Origin of the sequence: Streptomyces sp. NPDC101118, from assembly GCF_044759445.1 — a bacterium.
Taxonomy (GTDB): Bacteria; Actinomycetota; Actinomycetes; order Streptomycetales; family Streptomycetaceae; genus Streptomyces.
The window spans coordinates 378,490-396,250 of the sequence record NZ_JBIVZG010000002.1 but is presented as its reverse complement, the minus strand read 5'-3'; the positions used below and the strand labels follow the sequence as shown (position 1 = coordinate 396,250).

Below are 17,761 nucleotides of genomic sequence, written 5' to 3'. Positions count from 1 at the left end.
GGGTCGTGGCCGGCGACTGCGGTGTTGGACTGCGCATACGGGTCTTGTTGACGCACCCGCCTCCGAGGGACGCCGGGCTGTGCGGGAGCGGCGGGCCCGCCGCGCTTCGCCCTGCCGTGCCTTGCCCTGCCCTGCCCTGCCAGCCGGATTCGGCCGGGCCCTGACCACGAGGCACCTGGCGGGGCTCGGCCGGACCCCGCACAGAGGTTGTGGGACCGCGGCTGCGGCCGCACGTGCACTGGCGCGCCGGGCACTCCAGGCGTCGGCACGGCCGGATCCCGCATAAGCCCGTCGCCGGCTGCGCCCGAACATGCACCACCGCACGCGTTCCTTGCCGCCGCGACACTCCCTGGGCGGGCAGGCCGTGCGGGAGCGGCGGGCGTACCTGCCCCGTCACCAGGCCGGCTCCGGCCGGACCCGGACCGCGGGCCCCACGAGGTTCGGCCGGATCCCGTACGACGGCCGTCGCCGGCTGCGGCCGGACCTGCACCACCGCACGCGTTCCTTGCCGCCGCGACAGATCTGCCAGGGGCCTGCGAAGTTCCGCCGGACCGTGCGGCGTTCGGCCGGAGCCTGGAAGGTTCGGGCGGACCCCGCGGCGCGGTCGGCGAACCGCGGCGTTCCCTCAGGACCTACCGGGTACGGCAGGGCCTGCCGCGTACTCCGAGCCTCACGGCGTACAGCCTGCGGCCGCCAGGTCTGCCCGGGCCAGGCCGGGAAGCGGGTCAGGCTCAGGACGAGGTCAGGTCCGGTAGCGGGTCAGGTGGCCGGAGGCGGGCCGGACTCTCCGTCGGGGAAGTCCTGGCCCCAGCCGTCCGGGGAGGCGTCGGCGGTGCGCATGGTGCCCCACCGGCCGCCGTCCTCGGACGAGACCGGCTGGACGTTGATGCAGTTCGGACACGTGGGCATGGGTCGGGCCTGGGCCACGGGGAGGGTGAGGACGGTGACCGCGGCGGCCAGCGTGAGGGCGGCGGCGGTACGGGCGGTGAGCCTGGTCATGGCCGGATGGTTGCAGGGGATGGGAGGCGGACGACAGCGTTCAGCCACACACCGCCGCGCGGGCCCGGGGGGAGCCGGTCCGGACTCGGGGCGCGCGACTGCCGGTGGCCGGCGCGGAGCGGGACCGACGCGGGCGCGGCGTAGCCCGTCCAACCAGCGCGGGACGGCGAACGGCGCACGCCGTCCGCCGCCCGTGCCCGGCGGCGGCTGTCGGCTGTCGGCAGGGTGACGGGCGGGCAGCTGCTGGTGGCGGCCCTCCTGACCATGGTGCCCGGGCCGGGCCTGGTGCAGCTCCGCCACCCCCTACCCCTCGCCCGGTCGCGACCCCGGCCGCCGCCTCAGCTCGTAGGGCCTGTCCCGGCGCCGGCCACCCGCCCCCTTTCTCCAGAACCGAGCGGAGGGAAGGGCGTTGGCGGAGGATGGGGGGATGCGACGCATCGTTCTCCTCGACGCCCCGTCCAACCTCGGACTCCGGCCGCCCGTGCCCGGGGCCGTGCCCGGTGTGTACAAGCTGGCCGGCGCTCTGCGCGAGCAGGGGCTGCTGCGGCGGCTCGGTGCCGTCGAGGGCGGTGTGGTCGTGCCGCCGCGCTACGACCGTGGGGACTGGCGGGAGGGGGACGGGGTCTTCCACGCCGGGCCCCTCGCCACGTACACCGTCACCCTCGCCGACCGGATCGAGGCGCTGCTGCGGGCGGGCGACTTCCCCGTGGTGCTCGGCGGCGACTGCTCGATCCAGCTCGGCGCGTCCCTCGCCATGCGCCGGCTCGGCCGGTACGGGCTGGCCGCGATCGACGGCTCCGCGGACTTCCGCCACCCGGGCAACGAGGCGGTCAACGGCCCCGTCGGCGCGGCCGGCGGCGAGGAGCTGGCCCTCGCCACCGGCCGCGGCCAGGCCGGGCTTTCGGACCTGGAGGGCCTCGGCCCGTACCTGCGCGACGAGGACGTACGCCTCTTCGGGCTGCGCGACGGCGACGGGGACCTGCCGGAGCTGCGCGCCGCGGGCATCTCCGCGGCCCCGGTCGGGGAGATCAGGGAGCGCGGGGCGGCGGCGGTGGCCGAGGCCGCGCTGAACGGGCTGCACCCGCCCGTGACCGACGGGTTCTGGGTGCACCTGGACGCGGACGTGCTGGACCCCTCCGTGATGCCGGCGGTCGACAGCCCCGATCCGGACGGGCTGCTGCCGGCCGAACTGGCGGGGCTACTGCGGGTGCTGGTCGGCTCGCCGAGGTGCGTGGGTCTGAACGTGACCGTCTACGACCCCGACCTCGACCCGGACGCGAAGGCGGGCGCTCTGCTGGCCGACCTGGTCGTCGAGGCCTTCGCCTGACGGGACGGCGGGCCGTCAGGCCGCGGCGGGCGGGCGGCGCCGGAAGTGGGCGTGGGCGGCGGGCAGGTGGAGCGGTACGACGGCGGCCGCGCCCAGCAGGTCGGGGAGGGCGGCGAGGAGGGCCCAGCCGCCGGGCACCGTCCCGTCCATGCCGAGGTCGGTCGCCCGGGCGAGCAGGGCCACGGCCGCGGCGGCGGTGAGCACGATCCTGGCCCACCCGCGGCCCGCCCGTACGTACGCGGCCACGGCGATCCAGGCCGCCAGGAGCACGGCCGACACCGCACCGGACAGGGCCAGCTGCCGGGCGGCGGCACCGGCCCCGACGGCCGCGGTCATGTCGTCCAGACCGGTGGGCTCGACCACGAAGGCGCCCAGCACCCACACCACCGCCTCCGCGGCGCACGCCGCGAGGGTCAGCCGCCAGGCCGCCTCGACCTGCCAGGGCCGCCGGCCCGCACCCCTCCCGCTCCCGCTCCCCGTACCCGACATCCGTGCCTCCCTCGTGTGCGACGCCCTCTCAGATGCGTTGCGCGGCCCGACGGTTCCGTGTCGGAGCGAGGTCGGCGGGCCAGGTCCCGGGCCAGGTCCGGCGGGGTGTCCGCCTGGTGGAATGCCGTCGCCCGACGGTCGTGGGCGGGCCTAGGGTGCGGCGCATGACCGACTCCGTACGACTCGTGATCCTCATCAGCACCCTTCCGGGCCGTGGCCGTGAGCAGGCCGAGGCGTTCGCGCGGCTCGCGCCGGTCGTACGCGCCGAGGACGGCTGCCTCCAGTACGACCTGCACGAGGTGAGCGGGGAGCCCGACCGCTTCGTGCTGCTGGAGCACTGGGCCACGAGGGCGGACCTCGCCGCCCACGGGTCCGCCCCGCACATGGTCGAGGCCGACGCGGCCGGCAAGGCCTTCCGCGCGGGCCCGGCGCAGGTGCTCGAACTGTCCGGCGCTCCGGTGGCCTGACGGTCACGGCCGTCCGCACGGCCCAGGAGCGCGGACGGCGCGGTTCAGGCGAACCACGGGACCCGGCAGACGTGCGGTTCCGTGGACGGCGGGCACATCGTGCGGAGCACGGTCTTGCGCACGGCGCGCCAGGTGCGCAGCGAGCAGACCAGACGGACGCGCAGTTCCACCGCCTCGCGGGTGCCCGGGTCCTGGCCCGGGTGCTCCCAGGCCCACTGGTCCACGAGAACGTCGTACATCTCGGCCGTCGTCACGTGGCCCCCGGGCAGGGTGTGGGCGACGGCAGTGCCGGCGATCCGCGCGCTCCGGGCGCGTACGGCGTCCTCGACGAGGCCGAGGGTCCACGCCAGCCCTTCGGCGTCGGCGTACAGGCCGAGGCGGAGCGTACGTGTCCTCAGTGGCATGTGCGGGTCTCCCGGTCGGGTGGTGCGGTGCGGCCGTCGCGGGGGCCGAAGGCCGCCAGGGCGTCCGCGTCGGTCGGTGGGGTGCGGAGGTACGCGTCGGCCCAGCCGGCGATGCCGGGGTACGCGGAGTCCCCGGTCAGCCGGGCCACGGCGGCGTCGGCGTCGACGTCCGTGGTGCGCAGGGCGACGCCGGGGCCCAGCAGGGCCCAGTGGGCGCCGGGGCGGCCGTACGGCATGCCGACGCTGCCGGGGTTGACGACGAGCCGGCCGTGGGCGAGGCGGACGAACGGCATGTGGGTGTGGCCGAGCACGACGGTCCGTACGGCGGGGTCGACACCGGCGAGGACCTCCTGCCAGCGGTCGGGGCGGGAGTCCACCAGCACCGTCTCCTCGTCGTCGCGCGGCGTGGCGTGGCAGAACAGCACCTCGCCCAGGCCGTCCAGCGGGAGGGTCAGCGAGAGCGGCAGGGCGGCCAGCAGGTCCAGGTGGTCCTCGCGCAGCTGCTCCGCCGCCCAGGGGGCGATCGGGTCGGGGATGGCGTCGCGCTGCCCGCGGCGGTACTCGACGAGTTCGCGGTCGGCGTTGCCCGCGATCCAGAGCGCGCGGTCGCCGAGACCGGTCAGCAGGTCGAGGACCTCGGCGGGCTGCGGGCCCGCCGCGATGTCGCCGGTGAGCACGATGCGGTCGGCGGCCCGTACGTCCGGCTCGTCGAGCACCGCCTCCAGGGCGGGCAGCACCCCGTGGACGTCGGAGAGGACCGCGACGGTCCGGTGGTTCGGCATGATCACCACCTTGGTGCGGACCGCGGCCGGACGAAAGGGTGTTCGCTCGCCGCTGAGCGGCGGGTAAGGTGGCGACCTTCGGCCGGCGGAGGCCGGCCGGAGTCCTGAGAAGGCGTGACGCCGATGAACTCCCCGTCCACTCCCCCGCCGCCGCTCTCCCTCGGCCCTGCGCTGGACCGCGTCGCCGAAACGTTTCGGGGGATGACCGCCCGGGCCGACGAGGCCCAGTGCGACTGCCACTGGGGCAGCGCGGAGGAGCTCGCGCTGCTGAAGGTCCCGGACGTGGAGCTCGACGCCGGTCTCCTGGACCGGACCTGGTACGCGCCCGACTGGGACGACCACGGCGCGGTGCTGCGGCGCGTCCTGCCCCAGCTGGCGCGGGAGCTCGCCGCGGGACGGGTCGACCCGCTCGTCGGCTGGCAGAACGTCGGCACGTCCTTCGCGCGCGGCGGGTGGCGGGACTGGCCCTCCGGTCAGGCCACGGCGGTGTGGGAGTTCCTACACGCGTGGTGGGCACGGGTGCTGACCGGCCCGGAGTTCCCGTACCCCGCGCACGAGGTGCTGGTCGTGTGCGCCGAGGCGTCCGGCACGCTCACCCCGTGGCTCGCCGCCTGGGAGGCGCTGGACGACCCCGTGGCGGACCGCCGGCTGGCGGAGGCGGCGCGATGGTGGGAGAACGACCTGCTGCGCGACGAACTCCCCTGGCTGCCCTGGGAGGACGAGGAGGAGGACGCGCTGCGCACCGAACTCTGCGGCTGGCTCGTCCGGCACGTGCCCGCCCGGCTGCGCGGCACGCCCGGCCACGAGGAGGTGCTCCACCGCGTCAGGCTGCTCTCGCTGACCGGTCCGGCCCGCTGGGAGGACCCGCACTGGCCGGCCCACCTCGGCTGACCCCCGGGCGGTGGCGGGCGGTGGCGCGAAATCCGGCTCCGGGTGCGCGGCCCGGGTCCGTAGGCTGCCGCCGTCGGCACGGGTGCACGTACGGACGGACGGAGGGCGCGCATGGGCGACGACGAGACGGTGTACGCGGATCCGCACCGGCGGGTGGTGTACGCGGAACTGGACCGGCGGGCTGCGGAGGCGGCCGCGGACGTGGTCGCCTGGCGGCACCACCTGCACCGGCATCCCGAGCTGCCCAACCGGGAGGCCGGCACCGCGCGGTACGTGGCCGGCCACCTGCGCTCGCTCGGGCTCGACGAGGTGCGCACCGGGATCGCCGGGCACGGGGTGGTCGGCGTGCTGCGCGGCGGGCTGCCCGGGGAGCGGGTGGTCGCGCTGCGGGCCGACATGGACGCCCTACCGGTGAAGGACCTGAGCGGGGTGGAGTTCGCGTCGACCGTGGTCGACACGGACTACCCCGGCGGCCCGTTCCCGGTGTCGCACGCGTGCGGGCACGACTGCCACACCGCCATGCTGATGGGCGCGGCGACCGTGCTGGCCGGGATGCGCGAACGGCTGCCCGGCACCGTCCTGTTCGTCTTCCAGCCCGCCGAGGAGGGCCCGCCCGTCACCGAGCCGGGCGGGGCGCGGCAGATGGTCGCGGAGGGCGCGTTCGCGGACCCGGAGCCGACCATGGCCTTCGGGATGCACGTCACTCCCTTCCCGAAGGGGTACGTGGGGTACCGCGTGGGCAACCAGTACGCCGCGTCCTGCCTGGTCAGGATCGTGATCACCGGCCGGCAGGTGCACGGCTCCACGCCCTGGCAGGGCATCGACCCGATGCCGGCGGCCGGCGCGGTACTGACCGGGATCGGGCAGCTGTACCGGCAGTTGCGCGCCTTCGACGCCGTCACGGTCACGATCGGGCACGTCGAGGACGTCGGCCGGTTCAACATCATCGGCGAGACCGTCACCCTGTGGGGCACGATCCGCTGCGCCGTGGAGTCCGGCATGGGCGAGGTGCAGGAGCGGCTCGCCCGGCTCGTCGAGCACAGCGCGGCCGCGTACTCCTGCACCGCGGCGGTCGACTACCTCCAGGACGTGCCGCCCGTGCACAACACCGAGGGGTGGGTGACGGCCGCGCTGCCGACGCTGCGGCGCGTCGTCGGCGCCGGGCGGGTGCTGGAGACCTCGCCGACGCTGGGGTACGACGACGTGTCCGAGCTGGTCAACCGGTACGGCGGGCTGTACGTGATGCTCGGCGTCCAGGACGCCGAGCTCGACGCGCGGGGCGCGCCCGTCCCCGTACCAGGCGGCCGGGGCCTGGTCACCAACCACAACCCCGCCTTCTACGCCGACGACGCCACCCTCGCCACCGGCGTCCGCCTGCACGTCCACACGGCGTACGACCACCTCAACGGCACGCTCGACGGGGGCTGAGGCCGGACCGGCGGACGACGTGCGCGACCGATCGTAACAGCACTTATATAAGCGCTGTTACGATCGGTCGGTGACCCAACACCCCAAGCCCGGCACGCCCGACCCCTCCGAGCAGAGCCTCTGGCGGCCCCTGCGCCTCCTCCAGGCGTCCATGGACGCCGACATCGACCGGATCTACTCCGGGTCGGCGGTCCAGGGCCTCAAACCCAGCTTCGTGATGGAGCTGCTGAGGCTCTACGCCCGCGGACCCATGACCATCGGGGAGCTTGCCGAGTCGGTGGAGCGCACCCATTCCGCGCTCAGCCAGAAGGTGGCCGCGATGCGCGCGGCCGGCTGGGTGGAGACGGTTCCCGGCGACGACGCCCGGACCCGGAGGGTGGCGCTCACGGAGAAGGCCCGGAGCGTCGTGGGGCGGCTCGCGGCCGAATGGCGCGCCACCGAGGCCGCGCTGGCGGACCTGGAGGCCGAGGTGCCGTATCCGCTCTCGCAGGTCGTGACCGACATCGAGCGGGCGCTGGAGCGCCGGAGCTTCCACGACCGGATCGCCGAGAAACTGGCCGAGGACCCCGAATGGGGCTGAGGCGGGCGCTCGTTGACGTTTCACCGCTGCGCACCGTGCCGGCGTTCCGGCGGCTGTGGGTCGGGCAGTCCCTGTCGGGGTTCGGCAGCCAGATGACGCTGGTCGCGGTCATGTTCCAGATCTGGCAGACCACGGGCAGCACCGCGTGGACGGGGGCGGCCGGGCTGGCCCAGGCGGTTCCGCTCGTGGCGCTCGGGCTCTTCGCCGGCTCGGTCGCCGACCGGGTCGACCGGCGGCGGTTCTACCTGCTGATGACGGGCGGTCAGGCCCTGTGCTCCGGGCTGCTCGCGCTCCAGGGGTTCCTCGCTCCGCTGCCCGCCGCGGGGCTGCTGGGGCTCGTCGCGCTGCAGTCCTGCTTCGTCGCCGGGGCGGGCCCGGCCGCGCGCACGTTCGTCCCCTCGCTGCTGCCCGGGGAGCAGCTGGCCGCGGGGCTGGCCCTGGGGCGCGTCTCGTTCCAGGCCGCCATGCTGGCCGGGCCGGCCCTGGGCGGGCTGGTCGCCGGCGGGCCGGGCGTCGGCGTCTGCTACCTCGTGGACGCCCTCACCTTCCTCGCCGCGCTCGCCGGCGCGTACGGGCTGCCCCAGCTGCGCCCCGGGGACGAACCGGCGCGGCCGGGGGTGCGCGGGGTGCTGGACGGACTCGCCTTCCTGGTGCGTACGCCCGTCATCCGCGGCGCGCTGCTCACCGACCTGGCAGCCACCGTGCTGGCGATGCCGGTGAGCCTGTTCCCGCTGGTCAACGCCGAGCGGTTCGGGAACGATCCGCGCACGCTGGGCCTGTTCCTGACGGCCCTGGCCGTCGGCGGGGTGGCGGCGTCGCTGCTCTCCGGGACGTTCACCCGGCTGCCGCGCCCCGGGCTGGTGATGCTGGGCGGGTCCGCCGTGTGGGGAGCGGCACTGGCCCTGTTCGGCCTGACCGCGGACGCGTGGACCGGGCTGGGGCTGCTGGTCGTGGCGGGCGCGGCGGACACCGTGTCCGTCGTGTCCCGGGGAACGGTCGTCCAGGCCCACACCCCGGCCGGGCTGCTCGGGCGGGTGGGGGCCGCCGAGCAGATCGTCGGACAGGCCGGCCCGGAACTCGGCAACCTGCGGGCCGGGCTCGTCGCGGGCGCCACGTCCGGGACCGTCGCGCTGGCCGGGGGCGGGCTGCTCTGCCTCGCCGCCGTCGCCGCGGTCGCGGCCGGCACGCGCGAGCTGCGGGGCGCGCCGGACGGCGGGCGCGGTCCGGTGGTGCCGACGGGGTCCTGAGGAGTGGGTCGGGGCGCGCGCGGCCGGCGGGTCGGGGCGCGCGGCCGGCGGGGTGGGGCGGGCGCAGCCGGCGGGGGCGGGGCGCGCGCAGCCGGCGCGGCGGGCCTACGGACCGCGGGCGGCGGGCGGCCCGTACGTCCGGCCCGCGTCCTGCCCGTACGCACGACCTCCGGTGTCCTGCGCGTGCGGACCGCCCCGCCTCCGGCACCTACGGGTGACTGCGCACTTCCCCCGCGCGCGGTGCGTCCGTACGGCTCTCCCGGGCGGAAGGGAGGGGTGGGGGGAGAGAGGATGGTGCCCGTGATTCCCCAACCGACGGAGGACGCGGAGCCCGGGGCCGGTGCCGGGCCGCTGTGCCTGGTGACCGGTGCCGGCGGCTACATCGGCGGGCGGCTCGTGCCCGAGCTGCTCCGCGCCGGGTACCGGGTGCGCTGCCTTGCCCGCACCCCCGCCCATCTGCGGGACCACCCCTGGGCCGGGCAGGTCGAGGTGGTGAAGGGCGACGTCACCGACGCCGGGAGCCTGCGGGACGCCCTGCACGGGGTGCACGTCGCCTACTACCTGGTGCACTCCATGAACTCGGGCCCCGGCTTCGAGCGCACCGACCGCCTCGCCGCCCGCTGCTTCGCCGACGCGGCCGCGGAGGCCGGCGTACGGCGCATCGTGTACCTCGGCGGGCTGACGCCCCGGGACGTGCCGGAGGCACAGCTCTCGCCGCACCTGCGCTCCCGCGCCGAGGTGGGCCGCATCCTGCTGGCGTCCGGCGTGCCGACCACGGTGCTGCGGGCCGCGGTGGTGATCGGTTCGGGATCGGCGTCGTTCGAGATGCTGCGCTACCTCACCGAGCGCCTCCCCGTCATGGTGACGCCCAGCTGGGTGGCCACCCGCGTGCAGCCCATCGCGATCCGGGACGTGCTGCGCTACCTCGTGGGCAGCGCAGCGATGCCCGGCCACGTCAACCGCGCCTTCGACATCGGGGGGCCGGACGTCCTGGACTACCGGACGATGATGATCCGCTACGCCGAGGTCGCGGGCCTCCGGCGGCGGCTGATCGTGTCCGTGCCGATGCTGACGCCGGGGCTGTCCAGCCAGTGGATCGGCCTGGTCACGCCGGTCCCGCCGCGGCTGGCCCGGCCGCTCGCGGAGTCGCTGCGCCACGAGGTCGTCTGCGCGGAGCACGACATCGCCGACTGGGTGCCGGATCCGCCCGGGACCCCGGTCTCCTTCGACCGGGCGCTGGCACTGGCCCTGAAGAAGGTGCGGGAGGCCGACGTCGCCACCCGCTGGTCATCCGCCTCGCTGCCCGGCGCCCCGAGCGACCCGCTGCCGACCGACCCCGACTGGGCGGGCGGCAGCCTGTACCAGGACGTGCGCGAGCGGGAGGTGGCGGCCGGGAGCCGGGACCTGTGGCGGGTGGTCGAGGGGATCGGGGGCGAGAACGGCTGGTACTCGTTCCCGCTGGCCTGGGCGGTGCGCGGCTGGCTGGACCGGCTCGTCGGGGGCGTGGGCCTGCGCCGCGGGCGCCGGGACACGGCTCGGCTGCGGGTCGGCGACTCGCTGGACTTCTGGCGGGTGGAGGAGATCGAGCCGGGGCGCCTGCTGCGGCTGCGCGCGGAGATGCGGCTGCCGGGCCTGGCCTGGCTGGAGATGTACGCGGAACCGGACGGGGACGGGCGCTCCCGCTACCGGCAGCGGGCGCTGTTCCACCCGCGGGGGCTGGCCGGGCAGCTGTACTGGTGGAGCGTGGCGCCGTTCCACGCCGTGGTGTTCGGCGGCATGGCCCGCCGGATCGCGCGGACCGCGGAGGAGGGGGCGGGCGGCGGCGCGGACGCCGCCGGGGGCGGCAGCGGCGCAACCGGGGGCGGGGGCCCGTAACAGCCGGGCGCGCAGGCCCGTACCGGGGCCGTGGGCCGTGACGACCGGGCGCGCAGGCCCGTACCGGGGCCGTGGGCCGTGACGAGCGCGGCCCAGGCACACGTCCGGGCCCCGCGGTACGGGCGGGCGGCGGGCACGGTCCGGCCGCCGTCCGCCCGTACCGGGCGACCGGGGTTACTTCAGGGCCGCGAGGGCGGCCTCGTAGTTCGGCTCCTCGGCGATCTCGCCGACCAGCTCGGAGTGCAGGACCTGGTCGTTCTCGTCGAGGACGACGACGGCGCGGGCGGTCAGACCGGCGAGCGGGCCGTCGGCGATGGCGACGCCGTACGCCTCGTGGAACTCACGGCCGCGCAGGGTCGACAGGCTCCTGACGTCCTCCAGGCCCTCGGCGCCGCAGAAACGTGCCTGCGCGAAGGGCAGGTCGGCGGAGATGCAGAGGACGACCGTGTTGTCGAGCTTGGCGGCGCTCTCGTTGAACGCGCGCACGGAGGCCGCGCAGGTGGGGGTGTCGACGCTCGGGAAGATGTTGAGCAGCTTGCGCTTGCCGGCGAAGTCCGCGAGCGCGGCGTCCGCCAGGCCGGCCCCCACGAGCGCGAACGCGGGGGCCTGGGTGCCGGGGGCCGGGAGGGTGCCGTTGACCTGCACCGGGTTGCCCTTGAGCGTGACCTGAGCCATGTGGTGTGTCCCCTATCGAACAGAGATGCTGATTCCGCTCGCGATCTTAATGCTTTCGGGTGAAAGCACCGCAGGCCGCTGCCGGGGACCCGGCCCGCCCCCGTGGGGGCCCGGTCCCCGGCTGCGGCGTCACGCCGTCAGTGCCCCTTGAGCCAGCTGACGATCGGCGAGGCCAGCTCGCCCGCCACCGAGGTGAGGTCCTTCACGAGGCGGACGCCCCGGTCGGCCTTCTTGGCGAACTCCACGCCGTGCAGGATCTTGGCCTGGCCGAGGGTGATCAGGCCCAGGGCGGTGATCCCCGCCTGGCTCTTGAACTCGCTGCTCGTCCATCCGTAGCCGAAGCCCTTGAAGATCGCGCTGGTCGCGTCGAGCGCGGTGCCGAGGAGGCCGATCTTCAGGCCGACGCCCATGATGGCCGCACCGGCCAGCGGGTTGAAGAAGGCGACGCCGGCCCCGACCAGGCTCACGCCCGCGCCGATGAACCCGACCGCCATGCCGGCGGTGTGGAAGGCGTTGCCCCACCACTTCGGGTCCTTCCACCAGGGGTCGCCGCCCTTGACCGAGTCGTTCTCGGCCGTGTCGGCCGGGTTGGTCCCGGTCCGCCTGGCCTCCTCGGCCGCCTCGGCCGCCTCCCGGGCGCGGGCCCGGACCTCGTTGGTCCGCATCCGCATGGCGATGGTGTTGGCGTCGCTCGCCGCGGCGGCGGCCTCCTCGGCGCTCTGGTTCGCCTGCTTCGCGCTCTTGTACGCGGAGACGGCGGAGGCCTGGGCGGCGTTGGCGGAGGCGACGGCCTGGCGCGCCGACTCCATCGCGCGGTTCGCCGAGTAGTTGGCCGAACGCGCGGCGGAGCGCGCCACGGCGGCGGCCTGCTTGGCCCGCTCCGCGGAGGCCTGCGCGTCCTTGGCCGACTGCTCGGCGTTGTTCGCGTACGTGTTGGCCTGGGTCGCGTACGTGGCGGCCTGCTCGGCCGACAGCCGCGCCTTGTCCGCCCACTGGACGGCCTCGGCGGCCGCGTTACGGGCCTTGGCCGCAGCCTCCTGGGCGCGGGCGGCGTCCTCCTGCGCCTTGTGCGCGATCTTCGCGGCCGCCGCGATCGCGCCCTGCATGGCCGCGATGTGGGTGGCCGAGTCGTGGTCGAGCTGCGCCGTCTTGAACTGCACCGAGGCGATGAAGTTGCGGCGCATCCACGCCGGCCCCTCCAGCGCCGCCTGCGCGTGCGCCTTGGTGTACGGGCCGCCGGTCTGCAGGAGGGCCGCGGTGGCCACCGCGTCGTCCTCCCACTGGGCCTTCTCGAAGCCGACGGTGAGGAACTCGTGCAGGGCCTCGGCCGTGCCCGCGTCCAGCGCCGCGTTGGCCGCCTTGGTCACGGCCTTCCCGGGCCGCAGGTCCAGGATCCGGGTGACGGCCACCCGGTTGTCCATGATCGCTGCGCCGATGGCGCCGCCCTCGAGGAACTTCGCCGGGGCCTCCAGGTCCGTGCTGTCGAGGGCGTCCGCCGCCGCGGCGGCGGCCTCGGGGGAGGCGGTCCGGGCGATGAAGAGCGTGGTCTCCCGGTCGTCCTGCCGCTGCGCGAGCCGGCGGTCGACGTCGATCCAGCGCAGCACGTCCGCGTCGGCGCCGGCCAGGGCGAACCGCGCGGCCTCCTGGGACCAGGAGCCCCGGGAGGACATCAGGGCGACGGCGGCCCGGCGTCCGAGGCCGGCGGCCGTGCTCGCGTTGCCGGCCCGCAGCGCCGTCTCGGCCTGGGCGATGAGGTCCTTGGTGGCCTGCTCGGTCTGCTCGGCCTGGGTCCTCTTCCGCTCCATCTGGGCCTTGTCGTAGGCCTCGATCTCCAGCAGCAGACGCATCTCCTCGACAGCCCGCTGCGTGTCCTCCTCCAGGCGCTGCCACTCGGCCTCGCGGGCGGCCTTCTCCACCTCCACGGCCTTGACCACGGCCTCGGTCGCGGCGTTGGCGGCCTTGGTCGCCTCGTTCGCGAACTCGGTGGACTTCTTCGCGTGCTCCACCGCCTGGCCCGCGTACTGCGCGGCCCACTCGGCGGCCACGGCGGCCTTCTCCGCATGGTCCGCCGCGCTGTTCGCGGCGTCCCGGGCGGTACGGGCCGCGACGGCGGCCGCGTTCGCCAGGGCCTGGGCCCGGCCCGCGGCGTTGGTGGCGATCGCCGCGTTCGTGCCCGCGATCTGCGCCTGGCGCTTGGCCTCCGCGGCCTGCGCCTGGGCGGCACCCGCGGACGAGGCGGCCGAGGCCGCGGCGGAGGCGGCGGCGGAGGCGTTGCGCGCCGCGGAGGCGGCGGCGGAGCCCGCGCTCGCGGACGCCGCCGACGCGTCGGCGGCGTAGCCGGCGGCCTGCGCCGCGCTGCGGGCCTTGGCGGCGGCGTTGCGCGCCGCCACCGCGACCTCCCTGGCGAGCCCGGCGTTGTCGGCGTTCTCGGAGGCGGCGATCGCGGCGCGGTAGGCCACGGCGGCCGCCGAGCCCGCATTGGCGGCGGCCTGGCTCGCGGCGGCCGCCGCGTAGGAGGCGCGGCGGGAGGCCTGGACCGCGGCGTGCGAGGCGCTGATGGCGACGCGTGAGGCGTCGGCGGCACCCTGCGCGGCGGCGCCCGCGTTGCGGGCGGCCTTGCCGGCCTTGGCCACGTCCTGCTGGGCGGCGGCCGCCTCGGCTGCGGCCTTCTCCGCGGCCTCCTTGGCCTTGGCGGCCGCCTCCACGGCGCGCGCCGAGGCCTCTTCGGCCTGCTTGGTCATCGCGTCGGCCTTCTTGCCCTCGCGCTGGACGACCGCGACCAGTTCCTCGATCTTCGCCCGCTCCTGGTCCCGGGCGCGGGCGATGTGCTGGCCCGTCTCCAGGAACCACTCCACGTCCTCGGCCGTGCCGGACAGCGCGCGGTCCGCGTACTTCCGCACCTCGGGACCGGCCAGCACCATCAGCTTCGAGGTCTCGACGCGCATGTCCTCCAGCCGGGCGGTGAACTGCCCGTCGGTGAGGAACGCCTCCAACACCGGCTGGGTGCCGGTGGTGAGGGCGGTGTTGCCGGCACGGTTCACGGCCTTGCCGCCGACGGCCATCACCGTCGACGTGGCCACGCGGAGGTCCTCCAGGAGGGCGGCCTTGTAACCGCCGCCCAGGAACGTGGCGATGGCCGGATCGCCGCCGTTGATCGCGGCGTTGGCCTCCCGGCGCATGCCCTTGCCGGCGCCGGACAGCGTGCTCGTGATCGCGACGCGGTTGTCCCGGGTGCTCTCGGGCCCGAACTGGACGTCGAGGAAGTTCCGCACGTCCGCGTCGGTCCCGGTCAGCGCGGCCTCCGCGGCCGCCCGGACGGCCTTGCCGCCCAGGATCCACGCCTTGACGACCTTCGCCCGGTCCGTGTCCGGGAGCAGGAAGGGGTCGCCGGCGTCGGGCTCCGTGGGGGGCGTCTCCGTCGCCCACGCCGCGAGGGGGTTGAGTACGAGGCTCGAAGTGGCTGCGACGGCGCTGGTGGCCGCGAGGGCGCCCAGAACGCGCCGCCTACTCCAATTGGTGGTGTCCAAAACGGTCCTTCGCTTTCGGCGACTGGCACGCCACGGAATATGCGGGCTGGGCCAGGACAGCAAGGGTGAATGCGCGATGGATTCATCGGGGCGGGCCGCAGGAATGGCGGGCCCCGAGAGGCGCGGATCCCGACCCTACGCGCAACCGACACTCTTGACCATACGCAAGATGACTAAGAATCAACTGCCGTTGATTCACGGTGGCTTCATTCCTGCGGAAGTTGACGCGAAAGCGCCCCTCAATTCGGGCATCAGGCCACCAAAACCGCAGTTCACGGCGGTCCGTCAACCACAGTTGTGTGAGCCGCGTCACTGACTGCCCGGTCGCCCCCGGGCGATCCGGCCACCGGCAACGCCCCCTTACGCGCGCGCGAAACAAGGGGTTTTTGCCGACCCCGCTCCGTTCGGCCGAATCACGCGGCCGAACATCGCCCCGGATTATGGGACTTGATTTGTCCGGCCCTCATGCGGTTACGATCCGGGCCGGAGTTGGGGGCTTCCCCGAGAGATCTCCTGTCTTCTCGACACCTCTCGCCGCTGGACACGAGCCTTCACATCCGTACGCACACTTCTTCCGGCACGTGCTGCCGGAACCGACGACTGGGACAGGGATGAAGGCACGCACGACACTCCTCCGCACGGTGGGCGCGGCCCTGGCCGCGGGCGCCCTGGCATGGGCGGCCATCACGGGCGGCGCCGTCGGCGCCGGGTCCGGCACCGGCGCCGACGCGATGAAGGCGGTGGCCGAGGAGGGCCCGGGCTACGCCATCGAGGACTACGGCTACCCGAACGCCGACAAGATCCTCGCCGAGCGCAACATCACCCTCAAGCGCGGCGACGGGCACATCCTGCTCGCCGACTGCGACAGCGCCACCGACCTCATGGAGGTCTGGTCGCGCGAGAAGGAGAAGATCTGCTTCAAGGTCAGCGGCACCCGCGGCTACCTGGCCCTGGAGATCCCCTCCGTCTTCGCCGTCAAGGGCAACAACTACTCCGCCGAGGTCGACATGACGGTCGGCACCGAGGAGAAGTCCTTCGACGTGAACAAGAACTCCTGGACCCCGGTCGGCGAGAGCGCCGACGAGCAGGGCCGCGACTTCATGCTCATGGAGATCCGCACCGTCAAGTAGGCGTCGGGGCCCGCCCGGCCGGCCCTCGCCCGTGGTGCACACCCGCCGCCCGGCGGCACCCTCGCGCGCCCGCCCCCACGGGACGGCACCACCCGCCATTCCGCTCCAACCCCTGCTTCCAGGAAGAGAAATGAAGCCTCTGCACTCCGCAACGACTCCGATACGGGTCGCCGTCGGCGCGGCCCTGCTCTCCGCCCCGCTGACGCTCGGCGCCCTGGCCGGCACCGCCTCGGCGGTCGTCGGCACCCCCGCCGCGGCCGGTTCCCTGGCCCACACCGCCCGGTTGTCGGTCGGCGAGTGGCCCTCGGACCGCGGCTGTGCCGCGACCGTGGTCGACGAGATCTGGCTGGCCACCGCCACCAGCTGCTTCGCCACGGTTCCGGGCGCCACCGTCCCCGCCGGCCAGCCGGCCGTCAAGACCACCGCCACCCTCAGCGACGGCCGGACCGTACGGATCACCGAGGTCGTCCCGCGCACCGACCGCGACCTCGCCCTGGTGCGTCTGGCCGAGCCCACCGCCATCAAGCCGGTCACCCTGGCCGCCGCCGCGCCCGCCGCCAACGCCGAGGTCAAGGCCGCCGGCTTCGGCCGCACCAAGACCGAGTGGGTGCCGGACAAGCTCCACACCGGCGCGTTCACCGTCAACGCCTCCGACACCACCACCCTCACCCTCACGGGCAAGGGCACCGACGCCCTCTGCAAGGGCGACACCGGCGGCCCGCTCCTCAACGCGTCCGGTCAGCTCGTGGGCGTCAACAGCCGTTCCTGGCAGGGCGGCTGCCTCGGCGCCCCGGCCACCGAGACCCGCACAGGCGCGATCTCCTCGCGCGCCGACGGCCTCGGCTCCTGGATCTCCTCCGTCAAGGCCCGGCCCACCCTGCTGAAGGCCGGCCAGACGCTGCAGTCCGGCGAGACGATCTCCTCGGAGAACGCCCGTCTGGTCATGCAGGCCGACGGCAACCTGGTCCTGTACCACCGCACGGGCGGCCAGGGCAAGGGCGGCGCCCTGTGGGCCTCCGGCACCGGCGGCAACGAGGGCGCGTTCGCCAGGATGCAGGACGACGGCAACTTCGTCGTCTACAAGAAGGGCTCCACCGGCACCGAGCCCGCCGGCGCCCTCTGGTCCACCGGCACCCACCAGTACGCGGGTGCGCGCGTGGAGCTCCAGGCCGACGCCAACCTCGTCGTCTACACCAAGGACGGCGGCCACGGCATCGGCGGCCACCTGTGGCACAGCGACACCTACCCCCGCGGCAACAAGCTCGCCTCCGGCGCCAAGCTGATGCCCGGCTCCTGGCTCACCAACGGCACCCACGTGCTGCTCATGGACATCCAGGGCAACGTCCACCTCCGTGAGCAGGCCACCAGCCGCGAGCTGTGGTCCAAGATCACCTGGGACTGGTACGCGTACCTGAACATGAAGGCCGACGGCAGCCTCGTGCTCAGCAAGAAGGACGGCACCACCCTGTGGACCGCCTTCGGCGGCGGTGCCGGATCCACCGCGACCCTGGACGGCGGCAGCCTCGTGGGCAACTGGGGCGACGGCGGCACCCGCTGGGCCTCCGCCTCCCTCCGCGGTGAGGGCTCCGGCCGCTGCCTCGACTTCAACGGCGCGACCGCGACGATCTACGACTGCTGGGGCGGCGCCAACCAGCGCTGGGACTACACCCCCGCCAAGGAGCTTCGCACCAGCGGCAACCAGTGCCTGACCGCCGAGGCCGGCGCCAACCAGAGCGCGAAGGTCGGAACGGCCCTCTGTGACGGCCGCGCCGAGCAGAAGTGGAACTTCGACGGCGAGACCATCACCGCACACCTCAACCCCGGCCAGTGCATGAACGTCTGGGGCCAGGCCACCGCCAACGGCTCGCAGCTGGGCCTGTGGCAGTGCAACGGCGGCTCCAACACCAAGTGGAAGCGCCCGTAACCGGCCGCTGACAGGG

At 74.9% G+C, this 17,761-nt stretch carries 15 protein-coding genes; 9 read left to right on the top strand and 6 right to left on the bottom strand.

Annotated features, from left to right (window positions below; all coding sequences use genetic code 11):
* Nucleotides 1–759 precede the first annotated feature (759 nt).
* Complete coding sequence (locus ACIQUQ_RS04720) at nucleotides 760–999, bottom strand: hypothetical protein (RefSeq protein WP_403971300.1); 240 nt, start codon at nucleotides 997–999, stop codon at nucleotides 760–762.
* 427 nt (nucleotides 1,000–1,426) lie between these two features.
* On the opposite strand from ACIQUQ_RS04720, the gene ACIQUQ_RS04715 reads away from it, so the two are divergent.
* Complete coding sequence (locus tag ACIQUQ_RS04715; RefSeq protein ID WP_403971298.1) at nucleotides 1,427–2,326, top strand: arginase family protein; 900 nt, start codon at nucleotides 1,427–1,429, stop codon at nucleotides 2,324–2,326.
* Between the two features lie 15 nt (nucleotides 2,327–2,341).
* Here ACIQUQ_RS04715 and ACIQUQ_RS04710 read toward each other — a convergent pair whose 3' ends face one another.
* Nucleotides 2,342–2,815, bottom strand: a complete 474-nt coding sequence (locus ACIQUQ_RS04710) for a hypothetical protein (protein WP_403971297.1) — start codon at nucleotides 2,813–2,815, stop codon at nucleotides 2,342–2,344.
* Between the two features lie 164 nt (nucleotides 2,816–2,979).
* Between ACIQUQ_RS04710 and ACIQUQ_RS04705 the strand changes: the two genes are divergently transcribed.
* Nucleotides 2,980–3,282 carry a putative quinol monooxygenase gene (locus tag ACIQUQ_RS04705; protein WP_403971295.1) on the top strand — a complete coding sequence of 101 codons (303 nt, stop codon included), beginning with the start codon at nucleotides 2,980–2,982 and terminating at the stop codon, nucleotides 3,280–3,282.
* Between the two features lie 44 nt (nucleotides 3,283–3,326).
* Here the strand turns inward: ACIQUQ_RS04705 and ACIQUQ_RS04700 are convergent, their stop codons facing one another.
* The gene (locus ACIQUQ_RS04700; protein WP_403971293.1) at nucleotides 3,327–3,686 is read right to left on the bottom strand and encodes a hypothetical protein; all 360 of its coding nucleotides are present in this window, start codon (nucleotides 3,684–3,686) and stop codon (nucleotides 3,327–3,329) included.
* Nucleotides 3,677–4,468 (bottom strand): metallophosphoesterase family protein, encoded by a 792-nt coding sequence (locus ACIQUQ_RS04695; RefSeq protein WP_403971291.1) that lies wholly within the window; start codon nucleotides 4,466–4,468, stop codon nucleotides 3,677–3,679. The genes ACIQUQ_RS04700 and ACIQUQ_RS04695 overlap by 10 nt, the downstream gene beginning before the upstream one ends.
* A gap of 123 nt (nucleotides 4,469–4,591) precedes the next feature.
* Between ACIQUQ_RS04695 and ACIQUQ_RS04690 the strand changes: the two genes are divergently transcribed.
* The 5 genes from ACIQUQ_RS04690 to ACIQUQ_RS04670 all read left to right on the top strand — a co-directional run bounded on the left by ACIQUQ_RS04690 (nucleotide 4,592) and on the right by ACIQUQ_RS04670 (nucleotide 10,489).
* Nucleotides 4,592–5,359 (top strand): hypothetical protein, encoded by a 768-nt coding sequence (locus ACIQUQ_RS04690; protein WP_403971289.1) that lies wholly within the window; start codon nucleotides 4,592–4,594, stop codon nucleotides 5,357–5,359.
* Between the two features lie 111 nt (nucleotides 5,360–5,470).
* Nucleotides 5,471–6,787 carry a M20 family metallopeptidase gene (locus ACIQUQ_RS04685; protein ID WP_403971287.1) on the top strand — a complete coding sequence of 439 codons (1,317 nt, stop codon included), beginning with the start codon at nucleotides 5,471–5,473 and terminating at the stop codon, nucleotides 6,785–6,787.
* A gap of 70 nt (nucleotides 6,788–6,857) precedes the next feature.
* Entirely contained in the window at nucleotides 6,858–7,367 is a 510-nt protein-coding gene (locus ACIQUQ_RS04680; RefSeq protein WP_403971285.1) for a MarR family winged helix-turn-helix transcriptional regulator, read from the top strand.
* Complete coding sequence (locus ACIQUQ_RS04675; protein WP_403971283.1) at nucleotides 7,358–8,614, top strand: MFS transporter; 1,257 nt, start codon at nucleotides 7,358–7,360, stop codon at nucleotides 8,612–8,614. Before ACIQUQ_RS04680 ends, ACIQUQ_RS04675 begins: the two co-directional genes overlap by 10 nt.
* A gap of 291 nt (nucleotides 8,615–8,905) precedes the next feature.
* A complete protein-coding gene (locus ACIQUQ_RS04670) occupies nucleotides 8,906–10,489 on the top strand; it encodes an SDR family oxidoreductase (protein ID WP_403971281.1) in 1,584 nt (527 codons plus the stop codon).
* A gap of 174 nt (nucleotides 10,490–10,663) precedes the next feature.
* On the opposite strand, the gene tpx is transcribed toward ACIQUQ_RS04670, so the two are convergent.
* Both tpx and ACIQUQ_RS04660 read right to left on the bottom strand, forming a co-directional pair.
* Nucleotides 10,664–11,164 carry a thiol peroxidase gene (gene tpx / locus ACIQUQ_RS04665; RefSeq protein ID WP_403971279.1) on the bottom strand — a complete coding sequence of 167 codons (501 nt, stop codon included), beginning with the start codon at nucleotides 11,162–11,164 and terminating at the stop codon, nucleotides 10,664–10,666.
* Between the two features lie 137 nt (nucleotides 11,165–11,301).
* On the bottom strand, nucleotides 11,302–14,691 hold the full coding sequence (locus tag ACIQUQ_RS04660) for a hypothetical protein (protein WP_403971277.1): 3,390 nt from the start codon (nucleotides 14,689–14,691) through the stop codon (nucleotides 11,302–11,304).
* 611 nt (nucleotides 14,692–15,302) lie between these two features.
* Here ACIQUQ_RS04660 and ACIQUQ_RS04655 point away from each other — a divergent pair.
* Together ACIQUQ_RS04655 and ACIQUQ_RS04650 are read left to right on the top strand one after the other, a co-directional pair.
* The gene (locus ACIQUQ_RS04655; protein ID WP_403971275.1) at nucleotides 15,303–15,821 is read left to right on the top strand and encodes a hypothetical protein; all 519 of its coding nucleotides are present in this window, start codon (nucleotides 15,303–15,305) and stop codon (nucleotides 15,819–15,821) included.
* Between the two features lie 130 nt (nucleotides 15,822–15,951).
* Nucleotides 15,952–17,745, top strand: coding sequence for a trypsin-like serine protease (locus ACIQUQ_RS04650; protein WP_403971273.1), 1,794 nt, complete (start codon nucleotides 15,952–15,954; stop codon nucleotides 17,743–17,745).
* The last annotated feature ends 16 nt before the right edge of the window (nucleotides 17,746–17,761 follow it).